The organism is Soonwooa sp. T0.1_25 (assembly GCF_057652215.1).
In genome coordinates, this window is sequence record NZ_JBYFBZ010000002.1 from 174,298 (window position 1) to 198,562 (window position 24,265).

18 protein-coding genes are annotated in these 24,265 nt (G+C 36.4%); 11 read left to right on the forward strand and 7 right to left on the reverse strand.

Annotated features, from left to right (window positions below; translation table 11 throughout):
* Positions 1 to 38: 38 nt before the first annotated feature.
* Positions 39 to 1,193 carry a type IX secretion system outer membrane channel protein PorV gene (gene porV / locus AC23MB_RS03940; protein ID WP_312321514.1) on the forward strand — a complete coding sequence of 385 codons (1,155 nt, stop codon included), beginning with the start codon at positions 39 to 41 and terminating at the stop codon, positions 1,191 to 1,193.
* Between the two features lie 63 nt (positions 1,194 to 1,256).
* Positions 1,257 to 3,503, forward strand: coding sequence for an FUSC family protein (locus tag AC23MB_RS03945; protein WP_312321515.1), 2,247 nt, complete (start codon positions 1,257 to 1,259; stop codon positions 3,501 to 3,503).
* 55 nt (positions 3,504 to 3,558) lie between these two features.
* Here AC23MB_RS03945 and AC23MB_RS03950 read toward each other — a convergent pair whose 3' ends face one another.
* The 3 genes from AC23MB_RS03950 to AC23MB_RS03960 form a co-directional block, all read right to left on the reverse strand.
* On the reverse strand, positions 3,559 to 3,810 hold the full coding sequence (locus tag AC23MB_RS03950; RefSeq protein WP_487786568.1) for a T9SS type A sorting domain-containing protein: 252 nt from the start codon (positions 3,808 to 3,810) through the stop codon (positions 3,559 to 3,561).
* A gap of 24 nt (positions 3,811 to 3,834) precedes the next feature.
* Positions 3,835 to 4,146, reverse strand: a complete 312-nt coding sequence (locus AC23MB_RS03955; protein ID WP_487786569.1) for a hypothetical protein — start codon at positions 4,144 to 4,146, stop codon at positions 3,835 to 3,837.
* 271 nt (positions 4,147 to 4,417) lie between these two features.
* On the reverse strand, positions 4,418 to 5,032 hold the full coding sequence (locus AC23MB_RS03960; protein WP_312321517.1) for a 4'-phosphopantetheinyl transferase superfamily protein: 615 nt from the start codon (positions 5,030 to 5,032) through the stop codon (positions 4,418 to 4,420).
* A 159-nt stretch (positions 5,033 to 5,191) separates the two neighbouring features.
* On the opposite strand from AC23MB_RS03960, the gene AC23MB_RS03965 reads away from it, so the two are divergent.
* The 5 genes from AC23MB_RS03965 to ahcY all read left to right on the forward strand — a co-directional run bounded on the left by AC23MB_RS03965 (position 5,192) and on the right by ahcY (position 12,974).
* Positions 5,192 to 5,554: a hypothetical protein gene (locus AC23MB_RS03965; RefSeq protein WP_487786570.1), complete on the forward strand. Its 363-nt coding sequence runs from the start codon at positions 5,192 to 5,194 to the stop codon at positions 5,552 to 5,554.
* Positions 5,555 to 5,682: 128 nt separating this feature from the next.
* A complete protein-coding gene (locus AC23MB_RS03970; protein ID WP_487786571.1) occupies positions 5,683 to 6,765 on the forward strand; it encodes an efflux RND transporter periplasmic adaptor subunit in 1,083 nt (360 codons plus the stop codon).
* A gap of 97 nt (positions 6,766 to 6,862) precedes the next feature.
* The gene (locus AC23MB_RS03975) at positions 6,863 to 10,066 is read left to right on the forward strand and encodes an efflux RND transporter permease subunit (RefSeq protein WP_487786572.1); all 3,204 of its coding nucleotides are present in this window, start codon (positions 6,863 to 6,865) and stop codon (positions 10,064 to 10,066) included.
* Positions 10,044 to 11,495, forward strand: coding sequence for a TolC family protein (locus AC23MB_RS03980; RefSeq protein WP_487786573.1), 1,452 nt, complete (start codon positions 10,044 to 10,046; stop codon positions 11,493 to 11,495). Before AC23MB_RS03975 ends, AC23MB_RS03980 begins: the two co-directional genes overlap by 23 nt.
* 165 nt (positions 11,496 to 11,660) lie before the next feature.
* Positions 11,661 to 12,974 (forward strand): adenosylhomocysteinase, encoded by a 1,314-nt coding sequence (ahcY, locus tag AC23MB_RS03985; protein ID WP_313028019.1) that lies wholly within the window; start codon positions 11,661 to 11,663, stop codon positions 12,972 to 12,974.
* Positions 12,975 to 13,350: 376 nt separating this feature from the next.
* Here the strand turns inward: ahcY and AC23MB_RS03990 are convergent, their stop codons facing one another.
* Positions 13,351 to 13,851, reverse strand: a complete 501-nt coding sequence (locus AC23MB_RS03990) for an FUSC family protein (protein WP_312321523.1) — start codon at positions 13,849 to 13,851, stop codon at positions 13,351 to 13,353.
* A gap of 138 nt (positions 13,852 to 13,989) precedes the next feature.
* Here AC23MB_RS03990 and AC23MB_RS03995 point away from each other — a divergent pair, with 138 nt between their 5' ends.
* Positions 13,990 to 15,432 (forward strand): aminoacyl-histidine dipeptidase, encoded by a 1,443-nt coding sequence (locus tag AC23MB_RS03995; protein ID WP_487786574.1) that lies wholly within the window; start codon positions 13,990 to 13,992, stop codon positions 15,430 to 15,432.
* Positions 15,433 to 15,495: 63 nt separating this feature from the next.
* Here the strand turns inward: AC23MB_RS03995 and AC23MB_RS04000 are convergent, their stop codons facing one another.
* Positions 15,496 to 15,927 carry a DUF3060 domain-containing protein gene (locus AC23MB_RS04000; RefSeq protein WP_487786575.1) on the reverse strand — a complete coding sequence of 144 codons (432 nt, stop codon included), beginning with the start codon at positions 15,925 to 15,927 and terminating at the stop codon, positions 15,496 to 15,498.
* A 295-nt stretch (positions 15,928 to 16,222) separates the two neighbouring features.
* Between AC23MB_RS04000 and AC23MB_RS04005 the strand changes: the two genes are divergently transcribed.
* The 3 genes from AC23MB_RS04005 to radA all read left to right on the forward strand — a co-directional run bounded on the left by AC23MB_RS04005 (position 16,223) and on the right by radA (position 20,638).
* A complete protein-coding gene (locus AC23MB_RS04005) occupies positions 16,223 to 18,979 on the forward strand; it encodes a M4 family metallopeptidase (RefSeq protein ID WP_374329238.1) in 2,757 nt (918 codons plus the stop codon).
* 100 nt (positions 18,980 to 19,079) lie between these two features.
* Positions 19,080 to 19,301: a hypothetical protein gene (locus AC23MB_RS04010; protein WP_374329237.1), complete on the forward strand. Its 222-nt coding sequence runs from the start codon at positions 19,080 to 19,082 to the stop codon at positions 19,299 to 19,301.
* Positions 19,289 to 20,638, forward strand: coding sequence for a DNA repair protein RadA (gene radA / locus AC23MB_RS04015; RefSeq protein ID WP_487786576.1), 1,350 nt, complete (start codon positions 19,289 to 19,291; stop codon positions 20,636 to 20,638). Before AC23MB_RS04010 ends, radA begins: the two co-directional genes overlap by 13 nt.
* A gap of 74 nt (positions 20,639 to 20,712) precedes the next feature.
* On the opposite strand, the gene AC23MB_RS04020 is transcribed toward radA, so the two are convergent.
* Entirely contained in the window at positions 20,713 to 22,980 is a 2,268-nt protein-coding gene (locus AC23MB_RS04020; protein WP_487786577.1) for a T9SS type A sorting domain-containing protein, read from the reverse strand.
* A gap of 31 nt (positions 22,981 to 23,011) precedes the next feature.
* A complete protein-coding gene (locus tag AC23MB_RS04025; protein WP_487786578.1) occupies positions 23,012 to 24,265 on the reverse strand; it encodes a cell surface protein in 1,254 nt (417 codons plus the stop codon).

The window sequence follows — 24,265 nt, forward strand, 5'->3', positions numbered from 1 at the left end:
ATATTAAAACGGTAAAATTTACCACTAACTAACTAATTATGAATTTGACAAAAAAACTCTTTTTAGGTTTGGGATTAGGAATAAGCATTGCTGCCTACTCTCAATCTGACTACACAGTACTAACAGGAGCTCCTTTTTTAAGAATTTCACCAGACGCAAGAGCAGGAGGTATGGGAGATCAAGGGGTTGCGACATCTACAGATGTTTTCTCACAATTTTGGAACGCTGCAAAATATCCTTTTGCTAAAAATACTTCGGGGGTTGGGGTTAACTATACACCTTATATGAGTAAGTTAACAAACGACGTTTTCCTACTTTATGGTTCATTCTACACGTTTTTAGGTGACGACGAAAGATCAACGTTGAGTGCAAGTATCTATTACTTCAACATGGGACAAGTTGACTTAACATCTTTAGTGGGTAACGAAGTTATCTCTGGAGGAACAACTAAACCTAATGAATTTTCATTAGACGTTGCTTATGGTCTTAAGCTTTCTGACAACTACTCTATGGCTGTTACTGGGCGTTTCATTAGATCAGATTTAGGTGGAAGTTTCAACACAGATAACACACTAAAACCAGCTAATACTTTTGCAGTTGATGTATCTGGTTACTTCAGATCTCCAAAACATCAAAGTATCGGTGATTACGAAGGACGTGTTAACGGAGGTTGGGCTATACAAAACCTTGGACCAAGATTAGACTACACAGGTGATGAAAACTCTAGATCATATCTACCAACAATGGCAAGATTAGGTGTAGGTTATGACTTATTTATTGATGATCTTAACAGATTTAGCATCAGTGGTGAAGCTTCAAAACTATTAGTACCAGGTCCAGAAGTATCTGATCATGATGCTAATGGAAAACCAATTTACACGATCCCTAACGTGGGTGTTATGGAAGGTATCGGAAAATCTTTCGGTAACAAAAAAAGTATTATGTTCTCAGGAGCTGCAGAATATTCTTACGATGATGCATTTGCAATCCGTGCGGGTTACTTTACAGAAAGTCCTGAGCAAGGTGCAAGACAGTATGCAACAGTTGGTGTAGGTCTTAAGTATCAATCTTTTGGATTAGACTTATCTTATCTAATTAATATGTCAAAAGTTAACAGTGCTTTGGACAACACTCTTAGATTTGGTCTAACTTGGAATATTGGAGGCGAAACTTACAACTCTCAAGATTATTAATCTTTATCCAAATATTATTAAAAATGCCTCTGTTATGAGGCATTTTTCTTTTATTTTTGTTATATGAATTATACTTCGGAACTCAAAAAATTTTTAACAAGCCAATATATTTTTGCAGGGACAAGAATTGCCTTGGCTATTGTTATTCCGAGTATTATTCTAGCGCATTTTGGCTTATTGCAAGAATATTTTCTTTTCCCGATGGGGACAAGTTTTGTAGGGCTTACCGACCAACCTGGACCCTTTGTAAGACGACGTAACACTTTAGCTTTTGCTGTCATTTCTTACTTTTTTGTAGCCTTAATAGCCAGTCTCGTCAAAGATTTCCAAATTATCGTTTATTTAGAAATCATTCTTTTTGGGATGTTCTTTTCGCTAATTGGCGTTTACGGAACACGACTTGCTGGCGTTGGATCATTATCTTTAGTCGTCCTCAGTATCTTTATTGATGGACATCTGACGGGACATGATGTTATTAAAAGTTTAATCATATTTCTCGGAGGTTGTATTTGGTTTGTCATTGTATTTTTGGTGGTCTCGACTTTACAACCTTATAAATTAGCGAGTCAAATGGTGGGCGAAAACTATCTAGAACTCGCCGATTATTTAAGAATAAAAGCTAAATTTTATCGTAAAAACCAAAATGTTGATACACTTATCAGTCAGCTTATTTCGCAACAGATAAAAATAAAAGACCAACAAGAGGCTACACGAGAGATGGTTTTTAAAACCAGAAAAATCGTCAACGAATCCACAACGCAAAGTCGAATTTTGATGTTGATGTTCCTTAATTCTATTGACCTTTACGAGAAACTTTTCACCTCGGAGAATGATTATAGAAAACTAAATCATGTTTTTGGAGAAACCAAAATTCTCAACATGATGCACGATTATTTGAACAACATGGCCAACGAAATCACCAATATCGGTATTGCGTTGCAAGGTAGTATTAGAACAAAAGAGCAATTTAATTTTGATAAAGCTTTAAAAGAAATTTACCACGAGTTTTACGAACATCGTCTTAAACAAATCAATTCGGATAATCTAGAAGACTTTATGCTTCTCCGCCAAGTTTTGATGCGTATAACGGACGTAACGGACGAAGTGAAAACGATTTTCCGAGTTTTTGATCAGGATGTTAAATTGGCGAAAAGTCTTTCCACAGGTCTTGATCTCAACAAATTTGTTCCTAAAGAAGAACGTCTTAATCGGAAGGTGCTTTTGAGCAATATATCGTTAGATTCTGGACATTTTCGTCATGCTGTACGTGTGACTTTAGCATTGTTTATTGGTTATCTTTTTTCTAAAATGGAATTTTTAGGAATTGGTCATGCTTATTGGATTATGATCACCATTACAGCCATCCTAAAACCTTCCTATAGTACGACAAAACATCGCAATCTTCTTCGACTTTACGGCACTATTGCAGGTGGAGTCGCAGCTTATATTGTTTTGTATTACATTACGGATCATAGCATTTTGTTAGCAATTTTATTGACGACAATGACTCTATGTTTCAGTCTTTTAAAATCAAAATATTTTTGGGCAGTATTTTTCATGACCATTTATGTTTTTTTATCCTTTAATTTTTTACGTCCGGGTAATGTCAACCTCATCTTCAAAGACCGAATTATAGATACTGCTATTGGAGGCGCTGTTACATTTTTGGTCGCTTATTTTGTTTTTCCTGTTTGGGAACATACTCAGAATTTACAATTGATGAAAAAATCCGCAAAGAGCAATTTGGAATATTTCCGTGTGGTGATGGATCTTTTCATTAATAAAAAAGAAAATGATGAGCAATATCGTCTTAGAAGAAAAAATGCTATTATCGATCTTGCCAACCTATCGGATAACTTCCAAAGGATGATTTCGGATCCGAAAGATCAACAAAAAAAATTGGAAACTGTGCATCAATTTGTGACGACTTCTCACCTATTGACCGCCTATACAGCTTCGCTTTCGCAATATGCAAAAAATGAGGATCAATATCCTGAGATTGACAGCCAAAGTTGGAAAATAAAAATTTCATCAGAATTAATTAGAAGTAATTCTCTTTTACATAAAGAAGAATTCGATCATGATATTATCGACCAAAGCAAAATAGAACCCGACGATCACGTTGACGAATTACTCGAAAAACGCAGACGCGAACTTGACGAAAGCGAATACAAAGATCATCGTGATCCTACAAAAATTAGTCATTTAACAGAGTTAAAAAGTATTCAGGATTTGTTAGAACTGATATATGATGTTGCTAAAGACCAAAGAAGAGTGGTCGAAAATTACTACAAAAGTAAATCCGAATAAAAAAGCTGACTCATCTCTGAGCCAGCCTTTGACAAATAATATATAATAGTATTTTCTATTTAACGATTACTTTCGATGTTATAACAACAGAATTAGTAGTCAGTTTAACAATATAAAGACCTTTTCTAAAACTAGCGGCAGATATTTTATTTGTATTCGAAGCAACACTCACCAAATTACCAACAGCGTTATAAACCTCGGACTTATCAGCTTTTTCTAAACTTCCAATAACTTGCGACTTATCATCATAATAGATTTTCACTTTATTTTTAGCAACATCCGTCGTCGCCAAAGTTGCTAGCGGCAAATCGTAAAACTCTGTTGTAATATCTTAGTTGTCAGCACGATAAATAACAGCTAATTTTTTAATGTCAGTTTCTGTTTCATCTCTCACAAAACAACTAGAGATTACATCGCCATAAGAAGAATCTCCTTTTGCAGAGAAAATCGGCGTTTGATAGTATTTAGTTACACTGTATTCATTATACAACTTAGTCCCTGTTGGGAATTTATGTTTATGAAGGTAAGTGAATTCAACATCATTATCATTGTTATAAATAGTTGGCGATAAAGTTTCAGAATTCAAAATAGGCATTAACATTTGTGGATCTGTACCGATGTTTAGTTTAATTTCTTTTTCCATAATTATTTTTAGAAAAAGAGAATTAGAAGAAATAGAATTTCTAAAATAAATCACATTATTATCAATAAATAAATATTGGATTTAGAGTTCGAAAAGTTTAGAAATAGGCTTCAAGAAAGTATAAAATTCGAAAATCCTTTTCATTAAAATCATCTATTCTGCTTTCCAAAAATATCGAAGTAAGTCAATGAAATCAAGAAAAGAGATATTGAAATTCCATAAAATCGAAAAAAGTTAATCCTTAAATATTATGAATCAGCATTTAAAAAAATTACTCCAAAACCACAGAAAAATAATAATCATCAATTTTTCTGACTTTCACTTGGAAGTAATCTTCAAAATTATGATCATAAACGCGTGCTTTAACTGTGAAATCATCTGTCGGTTGAAAAGCTTGGATATCGTAATGTTTCTTTAACGACCAATATTTAGAATGATGGATTTTGTATAAAGCTTCCTTCACACTCCATATGCTTGTTAGATAATCGACCTCGTGATTATTATCAATAAAGTCGTTTTCATGAAGAATAAATTTATGTCGAATAAGCTTAATTTTTTCTTTTTTAAGTTCGAGATCGAGACCGATTTTTGATTTCGAAATTCCTATCGCCGCCAAAGGGAAAGAATGACTTATGGAAATACTAAAGTCTTGTGGTTCTAGAAATGGTTCGCCATTGTCTTTGTAAAGGATTTTATGATTGGGCAAAATCTGTTTTAACATTTTACGAACCATCAAAACCTCTTTTATTTTCTTAGGATGATACTCTTTAACTTTATTGTAATTCTCCTTTTCTAACAAAGTATCCATATCCAAAACCTCTTGTTCATCATATTTCCAAACAAGAAGTTGTGCTTTATCATCCGAAAAATCTCTGTACAAAGGCATAGAAAAAATTTAGATTGCAAAATTACAAAATCTTAAACCTGAAACTAAATTAAAGCTTAAAAAACTCTCAATCTTAAAATATCATTAAAATTTTATTATTAGCATTTTTTTAACACTTTGTGAAGTAATTTTGCAATGAGAGAAATGAAAACTGTTTTTGTGTTCATATTAACAGCTTTGCTGCTACTTTTCTGTGTAGAAAGCAAATCTTACAAAGTTGATGCTGCCAATTTTGCGCAGACATCGCATACACATACGTCAAAAACTCAGCATCTCAGCAAAAGCTTAGACAAGTCTGCGAAACATTCTCAATCTGCAGATAACTTCTCTATTGTTGATACTGAAACGGATTTCAATCTAGAATTAGATGTTGACAATCTGTTTGTTTTCGCTAATATTCTTGGGATTTCAAGTCTTCTTGCTTTATTTTTCAAATCGATTCGTAAGAAAGAAATCTTTTCACAAGATTTCCATTTTCATCATGTTAAAACATTTATTCTTATTCAGTCTTTAAGAATATAGAATTTCATTTTATAATTGTTGATTTTTAAATAAATCTTCAATATCATTATTAAATTATTACTCGACAAATAATAATTTAATCCTTTAACTATACCAAACTTTTTTACCCACAATTTTAATATCAAGTTATGAAGAGAGTCGCATCATGCGTTGCTCTAAGCGCTATCTTGTTGTTAGCAAGTTGCAACAACAAAAAAGAAGAGAAAGGAGAAACTGAAATCTACCCAACAACTTCGGCTGTTAAGATGGATACAGTAATTACTAAAGAATTCGTGTCTCAAATCCGCTCCGAAAAAAACATCGAAATCCGAGCACAAGAGAAAGGTTTTTTACAAAATGTCTACGTTGACGAAGGTCAATATGTTCGTGCCGGGCAGACTCTTTTCCGAATAATGCCTCAAATCTACGAAGCTGACGTTATGAAAGCCAAAGCAGAAGTTGCACAAGCCCAAATCGAGCTACAAAACTCCAGCACACTTGCTAATAACAACGTCGTGTCGCCTAACGAAAAAAGAATGGCAAAAGCTAAGCTAGATGCTGCAAATGCTGAACTTAGATTAGCCCAAACACACCTATCTTTCACTACGATTAAAGCACCTTTTTCTGGAATTATTAATAGACTTCCGCTAAAATTGGGAAGCTTGGTAGACGAAGGTGATTTACTGACAAGTCTTTCTGATAACGGTGGAATCTATGCCTATTTCAATGTGTCAGAACCTGAATACCTCAACTATCAAATGCATTCTGGGGAACGTGGTAACAACATCGTATCGCTAACAATGGCGAATGGTGAAACCTATCCTGACAAAGGAATTATCCAAACTATTGTGGGAGAATTTGACAGCGAAACAGGAAACATCGCTTTCCGTGCAAAATTCCCTAACACAAAAAGTATTTTGAGAAACGGACAGACAGGAAAAGTGCAAATGACACTTCCTTTGCACGATGCCTTAATTATTCCGCAAAAAGCAACCTACGAAATCCAGGATCAAATCTATGTTTTCGTGGTGGACAAAAACGGAATGGTAAAATCTAGAAATATAAAAGTTGCTTACGAGCTTCCTGATATTTACGTTGTGGCTTCAGGATTGACAACTGGCGACAAAATCCTTCTAGAAGGTGTACAAAAAGTGAAAGATGACCAAAAAGTAAAAGTGAAATTCGAAGATCCTAAGAAAGTGCTGAGTTCATTAAAACTTCAAGCTAACTAAAAAAGAGTTCCGAAGGAACGATTTAACAAAAAATAGGATGAAGTCCTATTAAAGTGAAAAGTTCAGTCGAATTTCAAATCTAAATTTCTATTTAAAAATGTTTAAGAAATTCATACGCAGACCAGTTCTGTCGATAGTCATCTCTTTGATTATCGTCTTTATGGGGACTTTATCCTTGATGAAATTACCCGTAACACAGTTTCCAGCGATTTCACCTCCCAAAGTTAATATTTCCGCTTCCTATCCTGGCGCCAACAACGAATTATTAATTAAATCGGTTATAATACCGTTAGAACGTTCTATTAATGGTGTTCCAGGGATGAAGTACATGGCGTCCGATGCAGGTAACGATGGCGAAGCCTCTATCCAAGTAGTCTTCGACCTTGGGACTGATCCTAACGTTGCGGCAGTTAACGTACAAAACCATATTTCTTCTGCTATTAACAAATTACCACCTCTAGTTGTAAGAGAAGGGGTGAAAATCACACGTGAAGAACCCAATATGTTAATGTACATCAACTTGTACAGTGACGACCCGAAGTCCAATCAAAAATTCTTATTCAACTATGCTGATATCAATATTTTATCTGAATTAAAAAGGATAAAAGGTGTTGGAGATGTCGATATCCTTGGGACGAGAGAATATGCCATGCGTGTTTGGTTAAAACCTGACAGGATGACAGCTTACAACATCTCAGCAGATGAAGTTATGCAAGCTTTAGACGAGCAAAGTATCGAAGCTTCACCTGGTAAAACGGGAGAAAGTTCTGGTAAACGATCTCAATCTTTTGAATATATTCTAAAATATCCAGGACGATATAGCAACGAAAAAGATTACGGTAACATCATTCTGAAATCATCATCAAACGGCGAATTTGTAAGATTAAAAGACATTGCTGATATCGAGTTCGGAAGTTCGATGTACGACATCTACTCTACCCTTAATGGTAAACCGTCAGCTGCGATTACCGTAAAACAATCTTATGGATCCAACGCTTCGGAAGTAATCAAAAATGTAAAAACCTTAATGGAAGATTTACAGAAGCACAACTTCCCAAAAGGTATGCATTATGAGTTAAGTTATGATGTTTCGAGATTCTTAGATGCCTCAATCGAAAAAGTGGTACATACACTTTTTGAAGCTTTCATTTTGGTGGCGATTGTTGTGTTTTTATTTTTGGGCGATTGGCGTTCGACTTTAATTCCTACCATTGCAGTTCCTGTTTCATTGGTTGGGACATTTGCAGTGATGTCAGCTTTCGGCATTACATTAAATATGATTTCGCTCTTTGCGCTCGTTATGGCGATTGGGGTCGTCGTCGATGATGCGATTGTCGTCATAGAAGCCGTCCACGCCAAGATGGAAGAAAAAGGACTTTCGCCTCTTAAAGCCACAGAAGAAGCAATGCACGAGATTAGCGGCGCCATTATCGCAATTACTTTAGTTATGGCATCGGTGTTTATTCCAGTTGCTTTTATGAGTGGACCTGTAGGGATTTTTTACCGTCAGTTTTCGATTACAATGGTATCTGCAATTATCCTTTCTGGTACGGTAGCCTTGACTTTAACACCAGCTTTATGTGCTTTAATTCTTAAAAATAATCACGGACAGACAAGAAAGAAAACACCTATTAATAGTTTCTTAGATAAGTTTAATAGTCTTTTCAATAAAGGTCAAAACAAATACGAAGGTTTATTAAATAAAACAGTTACAAGAAAATTCTTTACACTTCCAGTTTTATTATTATTCTGTTTAGGAACTTATTTTTTAAGTAATAGTTTGCCGTCAGGATTTGTACCAACGGAAGACCAAGGGATGATCTACGCCATTGTACAAACGCCTCCTGGATCAACTTTGGAACGTACCAACCAAATTGCATTACAACTGCAAAAAGCATCTGAAGGCATCGACGGCGTACAATCGGTTTCTTCTTTGGCAGGTTACGAAATCTTAACGGAAGGTACTGGCGCTAACTCCGGAACTTGTTTAATTAATTTAAAACCTTGGGACGAGCGTAAAGAATCTGCTGCCGAAATTATCGAACAACTCGAACAAAAAGCGAAAGAAATTCCTGGTGCTAATATCGAATTCTTCCAACCGCCTTCAATTCCGGGTTATGGTGCAGCTGGTGGTTTCGAATTAAGACTTTTGGATAAAGCTGGAAGTGGCGATTATCAAAAGATGGAACAAGTTAGTAAAGACTTTGTCAAAGAATTACAAAAACGTCCAGAGCTAGGTTCTGCTTTCACCTTCTATTCGGCGAGTTTCCCACAATATATGCTAAAAATTGATAATGATTTAGCAGAACAAAAAGGCGTTTCTATTGAGAAGGCAATGGACAATCTTTCAACCTTAATTGGTTCGAATTACGAAACGAGTTTTATCCGATTTGATAGACCATACAAAGTTATTGTACAAGCTGGACCACAATACCGTGCATTACCATCTGACATTTTGAAACTCTATGTTAAAAATGATAAAGATCAAATGGTACCTTATTCTGACTTTATGCATTTAGAAAAAGTATATGGTTTGTCCGAGATTACACGTCACAATATGTACAACGCCGCGGAAGTAAGTGGAACGCCTGCACCAGGATACAGTTCTGGACAAGCGATTGCAGCGATCCAAGAAGTGGCAGACAAAACACTTCCTCGTGGTTTCGGAATCGATTGGGCTGGGATTTCTAAAGATGAAGTTTCTAGAGGAAACGAAGCGATATACATCTTCTTAATTTGTCTTGGGTTCGTGTATCTCATTTTATCAGCGCAATACGAAAGTTTCATCTTGCCGTTGCCTGTTATTTTATCCTTACCAACAGGAATTTTTGGAGCCTTTTTATGTTTAAAACTTTTAGGTTTAGAAAATAATATTTACGCACAAGTAGCGATGGTTATGCTCATAGGTCTTCTCGGTAAAAATGCCGTTTTGATTGTAGAATTTGCAGTCCAGAAAAAAGCCGAAGAAAATATTCCTGTAGCCAAAGCCGCAATTGAAGGTGCAACAATACGTTTTAGACCAATTTTGATGACGTCTTTCGCCTTTATCGCAGGTCTTATCCCGTTGGTGATGGCGACTGGTCCAGGTGCTGTTGGTAACCGAACTATTGGTACAGCCGCTGCAGGTGGTATGTTGATTGGGACAGTTTTCGGTTTAATAATAATTCCTGGATTATATTACATTTTTGGATTAATATCTGAGAAAACGAAATTATCTTACTACGAAGAAGAGAATCCGTTGACAGAGCAAACCGAACCTTACAAACATGATGAAAAATATGCAGAACATAATAAAAAATAAAATAGCCTTAAGCCTCGGGGCAGCGCTACTTCTTGCAAGTTGTAAAGCGCCAATGGCAACCAAACTTCAAGATCGTGTCAAAGAGACTTTGCCGACGACTTTTGGAGGTGATAAAAATAGCGAAAGTGTCGAAAACAATTCGGGGATAACGCCTTGGAAACAGTTTTTTACAGATCCAAATTTGGTGAGTTTAATAGAAGAAGCTTTAAAAAATAATCAAGAATTAATGATTACGCTTCAACAAATTGAAATTGCAAAATCTGATGTTCTCTACAAAAATGGGAAATTGAAACCTACAGTTTCCGCTGGTGTTGGTGCTGGTGTAGAGAAAGTTGGCCGGTACACCTCAACAGGTGCTGGCGATGCTTCTACCGATATTACTGACGGAAAAGAAGTTCCAGAAAATTTAATGAATTTTGAAGCTGGACTAAGAGCTGATTGGGAAATCGATATTTGGCATAAACTCAGAACCGAAAAAAAAGCAGCTGTTGCGCATTATCTATCAACGGTTGAAGGCAAAAATTTTGTGTTATCAAGCTTGATTTCGGAAGTGGCGGAAAGCTATTACGAATTACTGTCTCTGGACAACCAACTGGACATGATTCATCAATACATGGAAATTCAGAAAAAAGCTTTAGAAATTTCCAAAATCCAAAAACAAGCGATGGCAGCAACTGAATTAGCGGTGAAGAAATTCGAAGCTGAATTGGCAAAATCTAGCGCAACAGAATATGATTTAAAACAACAAATCACCGAAAAGGAAAACCAAATCAATGCGCTTTTGGGACGTTACCCGCAACCGATTCTTAGAAATAAGGAAAGCTTTATGAACATCGTTCCGCAGAGTATTTACACTGGCGTTCCGTCGCAATTGTTGGCGAATCGTCCCGACATCAAACAAGCAGAACTAGAGCTAGAAGCGGCAAAACTTGACGTTGAAGCGGCTCGTAAAGAGTTTTATCCAAGTTTAAGCATTTCTGCGACTTTGGGTTTAGAAGCTTTTAAACCTTCATATTTGGTGAAACTTCCAGAATCTATTGCTTACAGTCTTGCTGGCGAACTGGCTGGTCCACTCATCAACAAATCGGCAATACAAGCCAACTTTAAAACGGCAGACGCTAAACAAATTCAGGCTTTGTACGAATATGATAAAACGATTTTGAGCGCTTATCTAGATGTTGCCAACCAAATGTCAAAAATTAAAAACATTGACCAATATTATATTTTGAAAAAGCAACAAGCGCAAGCCTTAGACCAATCTAATGATATTGCGAATCAACTTTTCAAAAATATGAGAGCGGATTATTTGGAAGTTTTAATGAATCAAAGAGATGCACTCGATGCCAAAATGGAATTGATCGAAGCCAAAGAAAAACAACTGAACACTGTCATCGACATTTACAAAAGTCTAGGTGGCGGCTGGAAGTAAACGATACACATTTCTCTCACCTCATCTTTCGGGATGAACTAGCGCGAAACGTCGATTAGCAAAGAAAAACTTCTACGCTTGAAAGCGTTTCCGCTTTTTTTTATTATCTAAATTTTTAATCGTATTTTTGCATCGAAATTTTACTTAAAAAAATAAAATCCATATATGGACACAACAACACAATACGTTCCTTACAAAGTAAAGGATATTTCTCTAGCTGAATGGGGAAGAAAAGAAATCACTTTGGCTGAAGCTGAAATGCCTGGTTTGATGGCGATTCGTGAAGAATACGGACCATCTCAACCATTAAAAGGTGCTCGAATTGCAGGATGTCTTCACATGACAATCCAAACTGCTGTTCTTATCGAAACTTTGGTAGCTCTTGGTGCAGAAGTTACTTGGTCTTCTTGTAATATCTTCTCAACTCAGGACCATGCTGCTGCTGCAATTGCTGCTGCTGGAATTCAAGTTTACGCTTGGAAAGGTCTTAACGAAGAGGAATTCGATTGGTGTATTGAGCAAACTTTATTCTTCGGTGAAGATAGAAAACCATTAAACATGATTTTGGATGATGGTGGAGATTTAACAAACATGGTTTTTGATAAATATCCAGAATTAACAAAAGACATCAAAGGACTTTCTGAAGAAACAACAACAGGTGTTCACAGATTGTATGAAAGAATGAAAAACGGAACTTTGGTAATGCCTGCAATCAACGTTAATGATTCAGTTACTAAGTCTAAATTCGATAACAAATACGGTTGTAAAGAATCTGCTGTTGATGCGGTAAGAAGAGCAACTGACGTGATGTTAGCTGGTAAAAGAGTGGTTGTTTGTGGTTATGGAGACGTTGGTAAAGGTACTGCAGCATCTTTCAGAGGAGCTGGTTCTATCGTTACGGTTACAGAAATCGACCCGATTTGTGCGCTTCAAGCTGCAATGGACGGTTACGAAGTTAAAAGATTGGATACTGTTGTTGATAATGCGGATATCGTAATCACAACTACTGGTAACTTCAACATCGTAAGAGCGGAACACTTCAAAAAAATGAAAGATAAAACCATCGTTTGTAACATCGGTCACTTCGATAACGAAATCGATATGGCTTGGTTAAAATCAAACTACGGTTCAACAAAAACTGAAGTTAAGCCTCAAGTAGACATCTACAACGTTGATGGTAAAGAAATCATCATCTTGGCTGAAGGTCGTTTAGTAAACTTAGGTTGTGCGACTGGTCACCCTTCTTTCGTAATGTCAAACTCGTTCTCGAACCAAACTTTGGCTCAGATTGAATTGTGGACAAACTCTGCTGCTTACGGAAACGAAGTTTATATGTTACCTAAACATTTAGATGAAAAAGTAGCAGCTTTACACCTTAAGAAATTAAGCGTTGAGCTAGAAACTCTTTCTCCTGCGCAAGCTGATTACATTGGTGTTCCAGTAGAAGGACCTTTCAAACCAGAATATTACAGATACTAAGATTTCTTAGTTTTTAAAATATCAAAATCCCGTTCTAAAATTTGGAACGGGATTTTTGTTTAATATAAAATGCCATACTTTAAGAAAAATTTTTAAAACAAAAATCTCTAATTTTTATATATGCAAAAAACGAAGGTAATAATTCCGATTTTGCAAAAGCAATCGGTGGCGGAACCAAAGAAAAACTGTCCATTGCAATTTATCTTTTAGGCATTGCGGTTTTGTTTTTCGAGCCTCACATTGCTTTAGTTTTCTACTATATTGTAGCACTAATGTGGAATATTCCCGACAAACGATTAACCGAAAAAGAATAATAAAACAAAAGCCTTCTCACTACAAAAGGCTTTTTTTATTGATTTATTTTTAAACTTAAAATTTAATCCATCATTTTTTTAGCATTCGAAAACAAAAAAGTAATCACCAATGCGACAGTACAACCGATTATCACGCAGACAATTCTTTCGATAGCCACCAGCCAATCGCGACTACTACTCTCTTCCACCAGCACAATAACGACCGCTGCCAAAGCGGTACGTATGGTTTTATCAAATCGTAAAGCAAGACCAATCACAATGGTTAAAGCAATGCCCATTCCTAATAAAATCATGTTCGGGAAAGGCACAAAATATAATAGTAATCCGATTGCGCCACCGAGAAGATTACACTTAATCCTATCAAACGCCAATTGGTTATTATTTTCTGGACTAAAAACCAAAACCGTCGACACAACCGCCCAATACAAAGGATACTGTGGTAATAAGAAATAAAACGAATAACAAATTAATGCACCAAGAACACATTTAATCAAATAGATTTTTTCGGCTCGCGTTGCATCAAACCGAATAAAGGAAATTATTTGTCGAAATAATCGAATCATGTTATTAAATATTGAACCCATAAAATTACGAATTCCTTAAGCAAATAATCATTAATTTAAGAACATTTAAAGCTTAAAAATTTCCAAAAAGCGCCAATTATTAGTAACTTGCAGTAATTAATTAAGACTTAATACAATATGGAATATTCACAATTAGAACCTAAAAATATTTGGAAGAATTTTGCGTTGCTAAATGCTGTGCCACGTCCTTCGAAAAAAGAAGAACGAGTTATTGCATTCATCAAAAAATTTGGTGAAGACTTAGGCTTAGAAACGTTGGTAGACGAAGTTGGTAACGTTATCATTCGTAAACCTGCAACTGCTGGTATGGAAAATCGTCAGCCAATCGTTATGCAATCGCACCTTGACATGGTTTGTCAAAAAAACAGCGATGTCGATTTTGACTTTGACACGCAAGGTATCCAAATGTATGTTGATGGCGATTGGGTAAAAGCAAAAGGTACAACTTTAGGTGCTGACAATGGACTAGGTGTAGCGACTATTATGACTATTTTGGAAAGTAATGACATCCCACATCCTGCATTGGAAGCGCTTTTCACGATCGATGAAGAAACTGGTATGACGGGGGCTTTAGGTCTTAAAGGTGGACTTTTGCACGGCGATATTTTATTAAATCTTGACACCGAAGAAGATGACGAGATCGACATCGGTTGTGCTGGTGGTGTCGATGTGACGGCGACGGCGACCTTCGGGACTGTTGATGTAAAAGCTGATGTGTATACAATTCAGATTAAAGGATTGCAAGGTGGACATTCTGGGATGGACATCCACAAAGGTTTTGGAAACGCTAACAAAATCCTTGGCAGATTTTTATTTGAAGGTTTAAATAATGACATTCAAATTATCAATATCGATGGCGGTGGACTTAGAAATGCAATCCCAAGAGAAGCAAAAGCTATCGTTTCTGTTACTAATGCTGCAGATTTTGAAAAAGTAACTTCCGATCTTAAAGCAAGTATTCTTGAAGAATTTGCTACGATTGAAAAAGATATTGATATCACGATTGAAAAATCATCTACGAGCGAAAAAGCTCTAAGTTTTGAAGATTCAAAAAAAGTGATTTATTCAATAAATGCTGCTCATAATGGTGTTTTCCGAATGAGTCCAGATGTTGAAGGTCTTGTAGAAGCATCTAATAATGTGGCGCGCGTTGAGGTTAAAGATGGCGCTGTTAAGATTTTAAACTTAACACGATCTTCGGTTGATTCTACTAAAACCGAAGTTGCGCAACAACTGATTTCTTCGTTTGAAAGCAACGGGATCAAAACCGAATTAACAGGAAGTTACCCAGGTTGGAAACCAAATCCTGGTGCAGAAATTATCCAAATAATGACTGATCTTTACGAAAAGGATTTCGGTGCAAAACCAATGGTTGTTGCTTGTCATGCAGGTTTAGAATGCGGTATTATCGGTACCAATTATCCTAAGATGGAAATGGTAAGTTTTGGGCCAACCATCAAAGGTGCACACTCTCCAGACGAAAGAGCGAGCATTTCTTCAGTTCAGAAATTCTGGAAATATCTACAAGAGGTTTTACAAAATATCCCTAAAAAGAAATAATCTCATTTAATCATAAAAAAACGCCTTTCAAATATTTGAAAGGCATTTTTTTTAATATTTTCTTTATAGTTTGATAACGCTAGCGCCAGGTCCACAGACCTTTACATTAGGACGTTTTGACTTATTATCAGTCGTCTTATAATAGACTTTAGAACTCGAACCACTAATGGAAACGTTATTCACCTTGTCACCATAAACAATGTTACCTGCGCCTTCCACAACAATTTTGGATGCAAAACCATTAATAGTAATCACATTACTTGTCCCTTCAATCAAAAGTGTCCCACCTGTAAGAGAAATAGTCTTTTTGTGTCCCACACCTTCTACATGTACATTTCCATTTTCTTCTGTAATATCGCCCGCTGTCCCTGCTTTTCCTCCAGCTTTACTCGCCATATCGACTGCATCATTTAGGATACCGCCAAGACTTTGACTATAAACATTGCTAAAATTAAAGCCTAAAACTAACATTAATACAAATTTTAATTTTTTCATTTGGTTTTTATTTAGATTATCTAAACATATTTAACGATTAAATCAAAATAAAATTCCTTAATAAATATTAAATAATTAATAATTTATTGTAACAGAAATTATTTTTCAACATAAAATCAAATAAGTTAAAAACATTAACCAAACAAAGATTAAAGTAACCAATTATTAAATATTTTCATTAAATAATTCAAAAACTTAAAAAATAATTTAGAAAAAAAGGATTAAACAATGACATTAATCATAATTTTTTATTAATTTGGCGCAACATTAAATCCCATACAATTAAAATTTAGTAATGAGAAAAAATCTACTTAGCTTAGGCTTTATAGGAATCTTGTTTTTGTCAAATAGTTTGACAGCACAAGCGCAGGTAAGTAAAAGAATATTACATGACAATGGTACACCTAGCTTAATAAGCTTTGCATCTGGCAACAATCTATCGTCTTTAACTGCTCAAAATATCTTTGAACAGTATCTTAACATCTCCTCTAATACGACAATGAAGCTTGCTTCAACAAAAGTTGACAATGTAGGAAAATTCAAAACCGAAAAATATCAAATGTATTTTGATGGTATACCAGTAGAATATGCCATATACAATCTTCATTACAAAAACGGTTCTTTAACTGCAATGAATGGTGAGATTTTCAAAACTGATGCAGTACAATCTCAGACAAAAATCTCAGCGGAACAGGCATTTATAAAAGCTAAAAAATATGTAAACGCTTCTTCTTATATGTGGGAAGATGCTTCTTATACAGAGATCTCTGGTTACAAAAAACCTGTTGGAGAGAAAGTGCTACTTCCGATTTTAGTAAGCGAAGGAAATTACAAACTTATCTCTGCTTACAAATTTGACATTTATGCAGCAGCACCTATTAGTAGAGGTTGGGTATATATTGATGCTAATGACGGGAAGGTTTTGGCTTATGATGCTATTATGAAGCATGCTAAGATGAACAATTTCCCAACAAAAGATGTTACAACTCCAGAACCAATCACTCTTAAAGAAAGTTTTAAACCAGATGCTTTATTCGTAGCAGGAACTGCAGCAACACGATATAGTGGAGAGCGCAGTATTGACACATCTTTGTTAACATCTGGTACTAATAGTGGCAAATTTGCATTAATAGATTCTTCACGTGGAGGAGGTGTTATTACAAAGAATGCTAAAAAATCACAAACTGTATCTGCGACATTGGATTTTATTGATAATGACAATAACTGGACGGCTGCAGAATTTGATAATTCAACATTCGATAATGCAGCTTTGGATGCACATTGGGGTGTTGCAAAAACTTACGATTACTTTAAAGATACCTTTGGTCGTGACAGTTATGATGATAATGGTACAGCTTTACGTAGTTATATTCATTATGGGAGCAACTACGAAAATGCGGGCTGGACTGGCGCTGAAATGGTGTATGGTGACGGCGCGAGTAACTTCAAACCTCTTACAGCATTTGATGTAACTGCCCATGAGCTTGGTCACGGTGTTTGTCAAGAGACCGCAAATTTAGCATATCAAAGAGAATCAGGCGCACTTAACGAAGGTTTCTCCGATATATGGGGAGCAATTATCGAACATAAATATGCGCCAGAAAAACAAGCTTTCTTAGTTGGTGAAGATATTGTAAAAGTATCGCCAAACTATTTAAGATCGATGATTACCCCAAAAACAGGACTTAATAAACAACCTGACACTTACCGAGGTACACATTGGTATCCTGCAACAGTTGAAGAAGGCTGTACCTCTCCTAATTCACAAACTAATGATAACTGTGGTGTGCATTATAACAGTGGCGTTCTTAATCATTGGTTCTACATCCTTGTTATGGGTAAAGTTGGCACTAACGATTTAGGGAATTCTTACGATGTTACAGGTATCGGCTGGGAAAAAGCTGAAAAAATTGTATATAAATTAGAAAGTGAATATCTAACAGCAAACTCAAACTATAAAAATACTCGTGACTACGCCATCGAAGTAGCAAAAGTACTTTATGGAGATAATTCTCCCGAGATGATTGCGGTTCAAAATGCATTTTTTGCAGTAGGTGTAGGTGTTAAATATCTTTCGACGCCTGATACTACGCCACCAACTATTCCTACTAACTTAGCAGCAAGCAATATCAAAGGTACATCAGCTAAGTTAACTTGGGGTGCATCTACGGATGATAATGCAATGGAAGGCTACATCATATATAAAGACGGAACTGAGATTGGCAGAACAACTACCGCCCTAACTTACGATGCTAAAAACTTAACAAGACTTACGACTTACGACTTTACAGTTAAAGCATTAGACGGATACGGAAATATTTCTGCTGCTAGTAATATTGCTAAAGTAACAACAACTGACGCACTAGATTATTGTGCATCACAAGGGAACAATACAACTGACGAAAAAATCAACCGTGTACAATTTAACACGATTGACAAAACAAGTACAGGAACTGCCGGTTACGAAGATTTCACAGACGTTTCTACAACTTTAGAAGTTGGAAAAACTTACGAAATCAAAATCACACCGAAATGGGGATCAACACCATATAGCGAAGGTTACGCTGTATTTATTGACTGGAACAATGATGGAGACTTTAATGACGCCAACGAAAAAGCTTTCACAAGTGCACCTTCTAGCACAACTCCTATTGTTGGCAACATAACAGTTCCTAGCACAGCTGTCCTTGACAAGCCTACAAGAATGAGAGTATCTCTAAAATGGAATGGGATACCTACCGCTTGCGAAACATTCTCTTATGGACAAGTTGAAGATTACACAGTAACAGTTGGACAAAACTTAGCAGTGTCGGATATCAACAAAAATAGTGCTTTCAGCATCTTCCCTAACCCTGTTAAAGATGTGCTTAACATCCAAACAACAAGATCAGGAGAGATCAGCTATCAAGTAATTAACACAACTGGACAAGCAGTATTATCTGGCAAGACTAAAGGACAAAACATCCAAGTACAGTCTTTACCAGTTGGTAACTACATCATCCAGATGACAAATGGCGAAGAAACTTCTACTCAAAAATTCATCAAAAAGTAGAGGTTTTCCATAACCAAAATAATAAACCGTTGCTTTTTGCAGCGGTTTTTTTATTTGAAGCTAATCCCGCTGTCCGCTATATCTTTAGTGAGAGGCTCGGATGGCTCCGCTACGCTCCGCCCCGCCCCCTCACCTCACCCCAAAGGATGCCGCTACCATCGGGGCTAGAATAAGAAATAATAATTTAATTTTACAAGTAATAGAAAAATTCTCAGTCAAAAACCAAAAAAGTTTAAAATCAACAAACATCAACATTTATCAGTTTTCAAAAGCTATGGCTTTTTCAAAAAAAATCAAGAAATTAGCAGAATGGCAAAACTAAAAACCGTCTACTTCTGTCAAAACTGTGGCACGCAATTCCCAAAATGGTTAGGACAATGCACCAACTGTGGCGAATGGAATACACTCGTAGAAGAAGTTGTCGAAAAATCATCGACTTCCAAAAACTATTCTGGCGACAAGAAGCAACATATTATCAACATTATCGAAGTTAATGCGCAAGAAGAACCGCGCATTGCAACGCCCAGCGAAGAGCTTAATCGCGTTTTGGGTGGAGGCATTGTCTTAGGATCAGTAACACTTATCGGTGGCGAACCAGGCATCGGGAAGTCAACTTTGCTGTTACAATTAGCCTTGAAGATGCGCAAAAAAGTTTTCTATGTTTCTGGGGAAGAAAGCGCGTCGCAAATCAAAATGCGCGCAGACCGATTAACCGATTTACAAAACCCAGAATGCTATCTTTTTACAGAAACGTCGGTGGACAAAATCTTATACGAAGCCAAAAAATTAAAACCCGATTTCATCATTATCGACTCAATCCAGACTCTGCATTCAGGTTTGATAGAAAGTTCGCCAGGGACCGTTTCTCAGATTAGAGAATGTTCTGGTGAGATTATAAAATTCGCGAAAGAAACCAGCACACCAGTCTTTTTGGTTGGTCACATTACAAAAGATGGACAAATTGCAGGACCTAAAGTGCTAGAACACATGGTCGATGTTGTCCTTAATTTTGATGGCGACAGAAATCATCTTTTCCGATTGTTACGCGCCAACAAAAACCGTTTTGGATCCACCGCCGAAATCGGAATCTACGAGATGATTTCTCAAGGTTTAAAAGAAATTAAAAACCCGTCCGAAATTTTAATCACCAAAAAATTTGAAGAACTTTCTGGCAACGCCGTAGCGGTGACTTTGGAAGGCAATCGCCCGATGTTATTAGAAATCCAGGCTTTGGTGAGCACTGCAGTCTATGGCACGCCACAACGTAGTTCAACAGGATTTGATTCCAAAAGGTTGAATATGCTTCTAGCAGTTTTAGAAAAAAGAGCAGGTTTTCAATTGGGTGCGAAAGACGTTTTCCTCAACATCACAGGCGGAATAAAAACCGACGATCCAGCTTTAGATTTGGCGGTCATCGCTTCTATCCTTTCATCTAATGAAGATTTTGCGATTTCGGAGAAGTATTGTTTTGCGGGAGAAATTGGTTTGAGCGGTGAAATCCGTCCGATTCCACAAGCGGAACAACGCATTTCGGAAGCCGAAAAATTAGGTTATGAAAAGATATTTGTGTCCAACCTTAACAAAATTCCGAAGCGTAAATTTGGGATTAAAATTGAAGAAGTCGGGAAAATAGAAGATTTCCACGAACGATTGTTTTAGGTTTTATTTTAATTAAACTAAAATAGCTGCCCAAATATTGAGCAGCTTTCATTATTTAAAAGAAAAATATCAAATTAGTTTTTAACTAATTTTTTCTGATAAGATGCTTTGTCTGTTGTAATTTTAAGAACATAAACACCTTTTGCAAGACTTCTTACATCCAATTGATTATTCAACAATGGCAATTCTATACGTTTTCCTGATAAGTCAAATACTTCAACATTTGTTACTTTATCCGTAGATTTTAAACTAACAAAATCCGTCGCTGGATTTGGAAAAATTTGAAGATCAACTTTAGAAACGTGGTCTGTCGCTAAGGTCGAAGAAGAAATCGTCATTGTATGATCTAGAACTTTTCCGTTCGAGTTAAAGCTAAGTATCAACGTCGCAGTTCCTGATGTAATCGGCGTAATAACCAACTCATCATTTTCATTAATTTCCGCTGAAATAATTGCGTTTTTACTAATCGATTTAATACTTACAACAACGTTTGCGCCGATATTATCCTGATCTGTTACTTTATTTTTAAGATCAATTGTCGTAACAGCATTTACTGTCAAACTAGTTGGTAAATTGCTATCTAAAGTTGGTTCAAAAACGTCTGGGAATACCGTCATTGCAGGGAACCAATAGTAATCGTTAAGCGTTTGTGTTTTGATTAATGCGCCCGTTGTGTCATAAGTATGAATCCAGTTTTTTTGATAATGCGCACCGTAACCACTTTCTGTAGTATTCAGAATTAATTTATCAGAAACTGGGTCAACTCGTAATGCCGCACCATAAGGAATTTGTTTGTAAGTGCCCGTCTGTCCTGGGATTGCTGCAAAGTTTTCATTAAAAGTTTTAGTTGTTACATCAAATTTTACAATCTGAGTTCCAGACGCCCATTCACTTTTAGAATTAATCCAATATAAAGCATTTTGTTGTGTACTCGCTGTGAAACTTCCTGCATTCCAAGCGCCCCATGATGCGATATATTTTGTTGTTGGGATCGCATATTCTGTCGTTGCAAAAGTTGTTGGATTAATATTGATTAACTTTTGATTCTGAATCGCCCAAACACTTCCATCTTTAGCTTGTGCAACCGAATGGAAAGATCCTGGAATGGTCGTTTTTAATGTATGTGTTTTAGGATCGATGATTAAAACGCCACCATTTTGTTTAACCACAAAAACATACTTAGAAGTTCTAATCATATTTCCTATTTGGCCAGAATAAGTGGCTCCACCACCAGTTCCTGTAATGACAGGTCCCACTTGCATATTTGCAATATCGAAAAGGTAAACACCATTAGACGCTGCAATGTAACCTGTATTTTGGTCAACACCAACGAAAGAACGACCATCGCCACCGCCGATGTTATCGAAACCTGCAATCTTCTCCATTGTTTTTGCATTAGCAACGACTAATCTTCCACCTGGTATATATTGTGCATCTCCTCCGTCCGAATGTTGTTTAGAAATAAAGTAAAACTTGTCACCATAGATAGTGCCATACTGTGTGGTAGCACCGAAAGCCTGATTATTATTTTTTTCGCTGTAGATACGATAGTAAATCTGGTCATTGTCTCCAACAAAATTAACAGAACCATTGGTATGCCCAAACCATTCTTCGTTCACCATAAAGAATCCTTTGGTAAAATCTGCTTGTGATGAATAAACAGAAACTGGCGTGAAAGTGCTTGAAATGTCTTGAGGATTCATATCGACATTGTAATTCCATAAATCCCAAGAACCATTTACCAACTGACGACTCGTCGCTCCAAGACCAGAATATCCAAAATCATCCGTCGCCGAATCTTTAACCCAATAAGACCAATAGCCTTGGTACCAACCAGATTGCCAGTGATCATTAGCATCAACAGCTTTGTAGTCGTCAAAATCATAAGCTGTCGTATTAATAATACCATCCAAAGGATAAAGCGGATATGTTGTATTGTTGTTTTTGTACAAACCTATTGTTCCTTTACCATCTAGGTCAAAGCCAATACCACCAATTGCTGAACCGTATTGAGTCCCCTGATAAAGCAATGTATAAAAACGTTTGTCAACTTTTGCTATGGCTTTTATCATATCTTCGCCAGTTGCGTTACCATCCCAACGGAATCCCCAAACGAGAGCATCAGGATTTTTTTGATCATTCCATTGAATAGCCAACACCGCTTTGTTAGATCCAGTCCCAACCCAATAGACAACGTCGTCCATTGTAAAATTGCTGTTTTTAGATTGTTTTTTCGACCTTATGTTTTTGACCTCCGATCGAGGAACGCCTTGCACTGTAACTTGAGCATTAACAGAAAATGCAAAAAGAAACAGCAAAAAGAAAAGATACATCTTTCTCATAAGTACTGATTTTTATTGTTTGTTTTTAATTTTATTTAAAATGTAAGTTATAAGCTCCTGCCACTTCTGTCGAAACTTCGCCTAGCCAACCAGCTTCTTGATTGATACCTGTATATACTTTCACGAAATCGATACCCGGAAGTTTAACATAGTTTCCATACTTATCAACCGCCCAAGAGATATCGATATTGGACGCATCATCATTATTTGGTGCGTTGTCAGCATAACCATACGCATAAGATTTACCAACCCAATAGGTGCCTGTGCCGCTTTGATCATAGAAGTTATCCTTAAGGCGAGTTCCTTTTAAAGAATAAGACATTTCTGAAAACCATAAAGGATAATAGCTTTGCGCATGGAAGGTATTTCGAGTTTTAAAACCAGAAACACCTCGGTTATCTTGCCATTTGATATACTGTGTGTCGGTCTGCCAGAACTCAGTGCCAGGAACGGGCACTTTATTTTCATCTGGTTTGAAGTAAGTAATTTCGTAATTTTTAGTAGTAGTATCTTTAAAATACTCGCTACCTGCAATCTCATACCACTCATCTTCATCGGGTTTTCCATTTTTATTTCGATCGTAGGCCACCATGATAATGCCAGGTTCGCAAGAGCCAGCTCTTTCTTCGATTGCTTCATTTCCCCAAAAAGCATTTCCTAGAATTTTGAAATCTCGTCCATCGTAATTCGGAATGGTATGATCAAAACCAAAAACCACATATCCTCCAAAGCCGCCCAAAGTCACCATGGTCGAATTACCACCAACCAAAGATTCTTTGGCTTTTTTAATCATTTTCTCTTGAGTGTCTCCAATGGCATACTCTGGAATTTCGTTAATGAATTGACCAACCGCAGGTCGATAATCGAAAACATCAGCAATATATTTACTATAGGATTTCAATTCCTTATTGACGATAATTTGGGATGTATATTTTTTAGAAACACCATTCGTTTCGGCAGTTAAAGTCAACGCATAATTCTTGGCATACCGCGAAATAAACTCGAGTTTGGGTACATCTTTAGCAATGATGGAATCATAAACCACTTCCTTGTTATCAACTATTTTCTTGGCACTAATGCTCCAAGTAAGTTTTGAATTCAAACCTAATTTTGAATCGATATCCAAAACACGATAACGACTAACCGAATAGTGATCTTCCAAAGTTTTTCCGGGAAGTTCTCCTAGGTTATCAACTTCTTCGCGATCCGACTTACAAGCAACAAGCCCGATCAACAAGCTGCTTGCAAAACCTAAAGTCAAAATTTTTATAGTATTTTTTTTCAT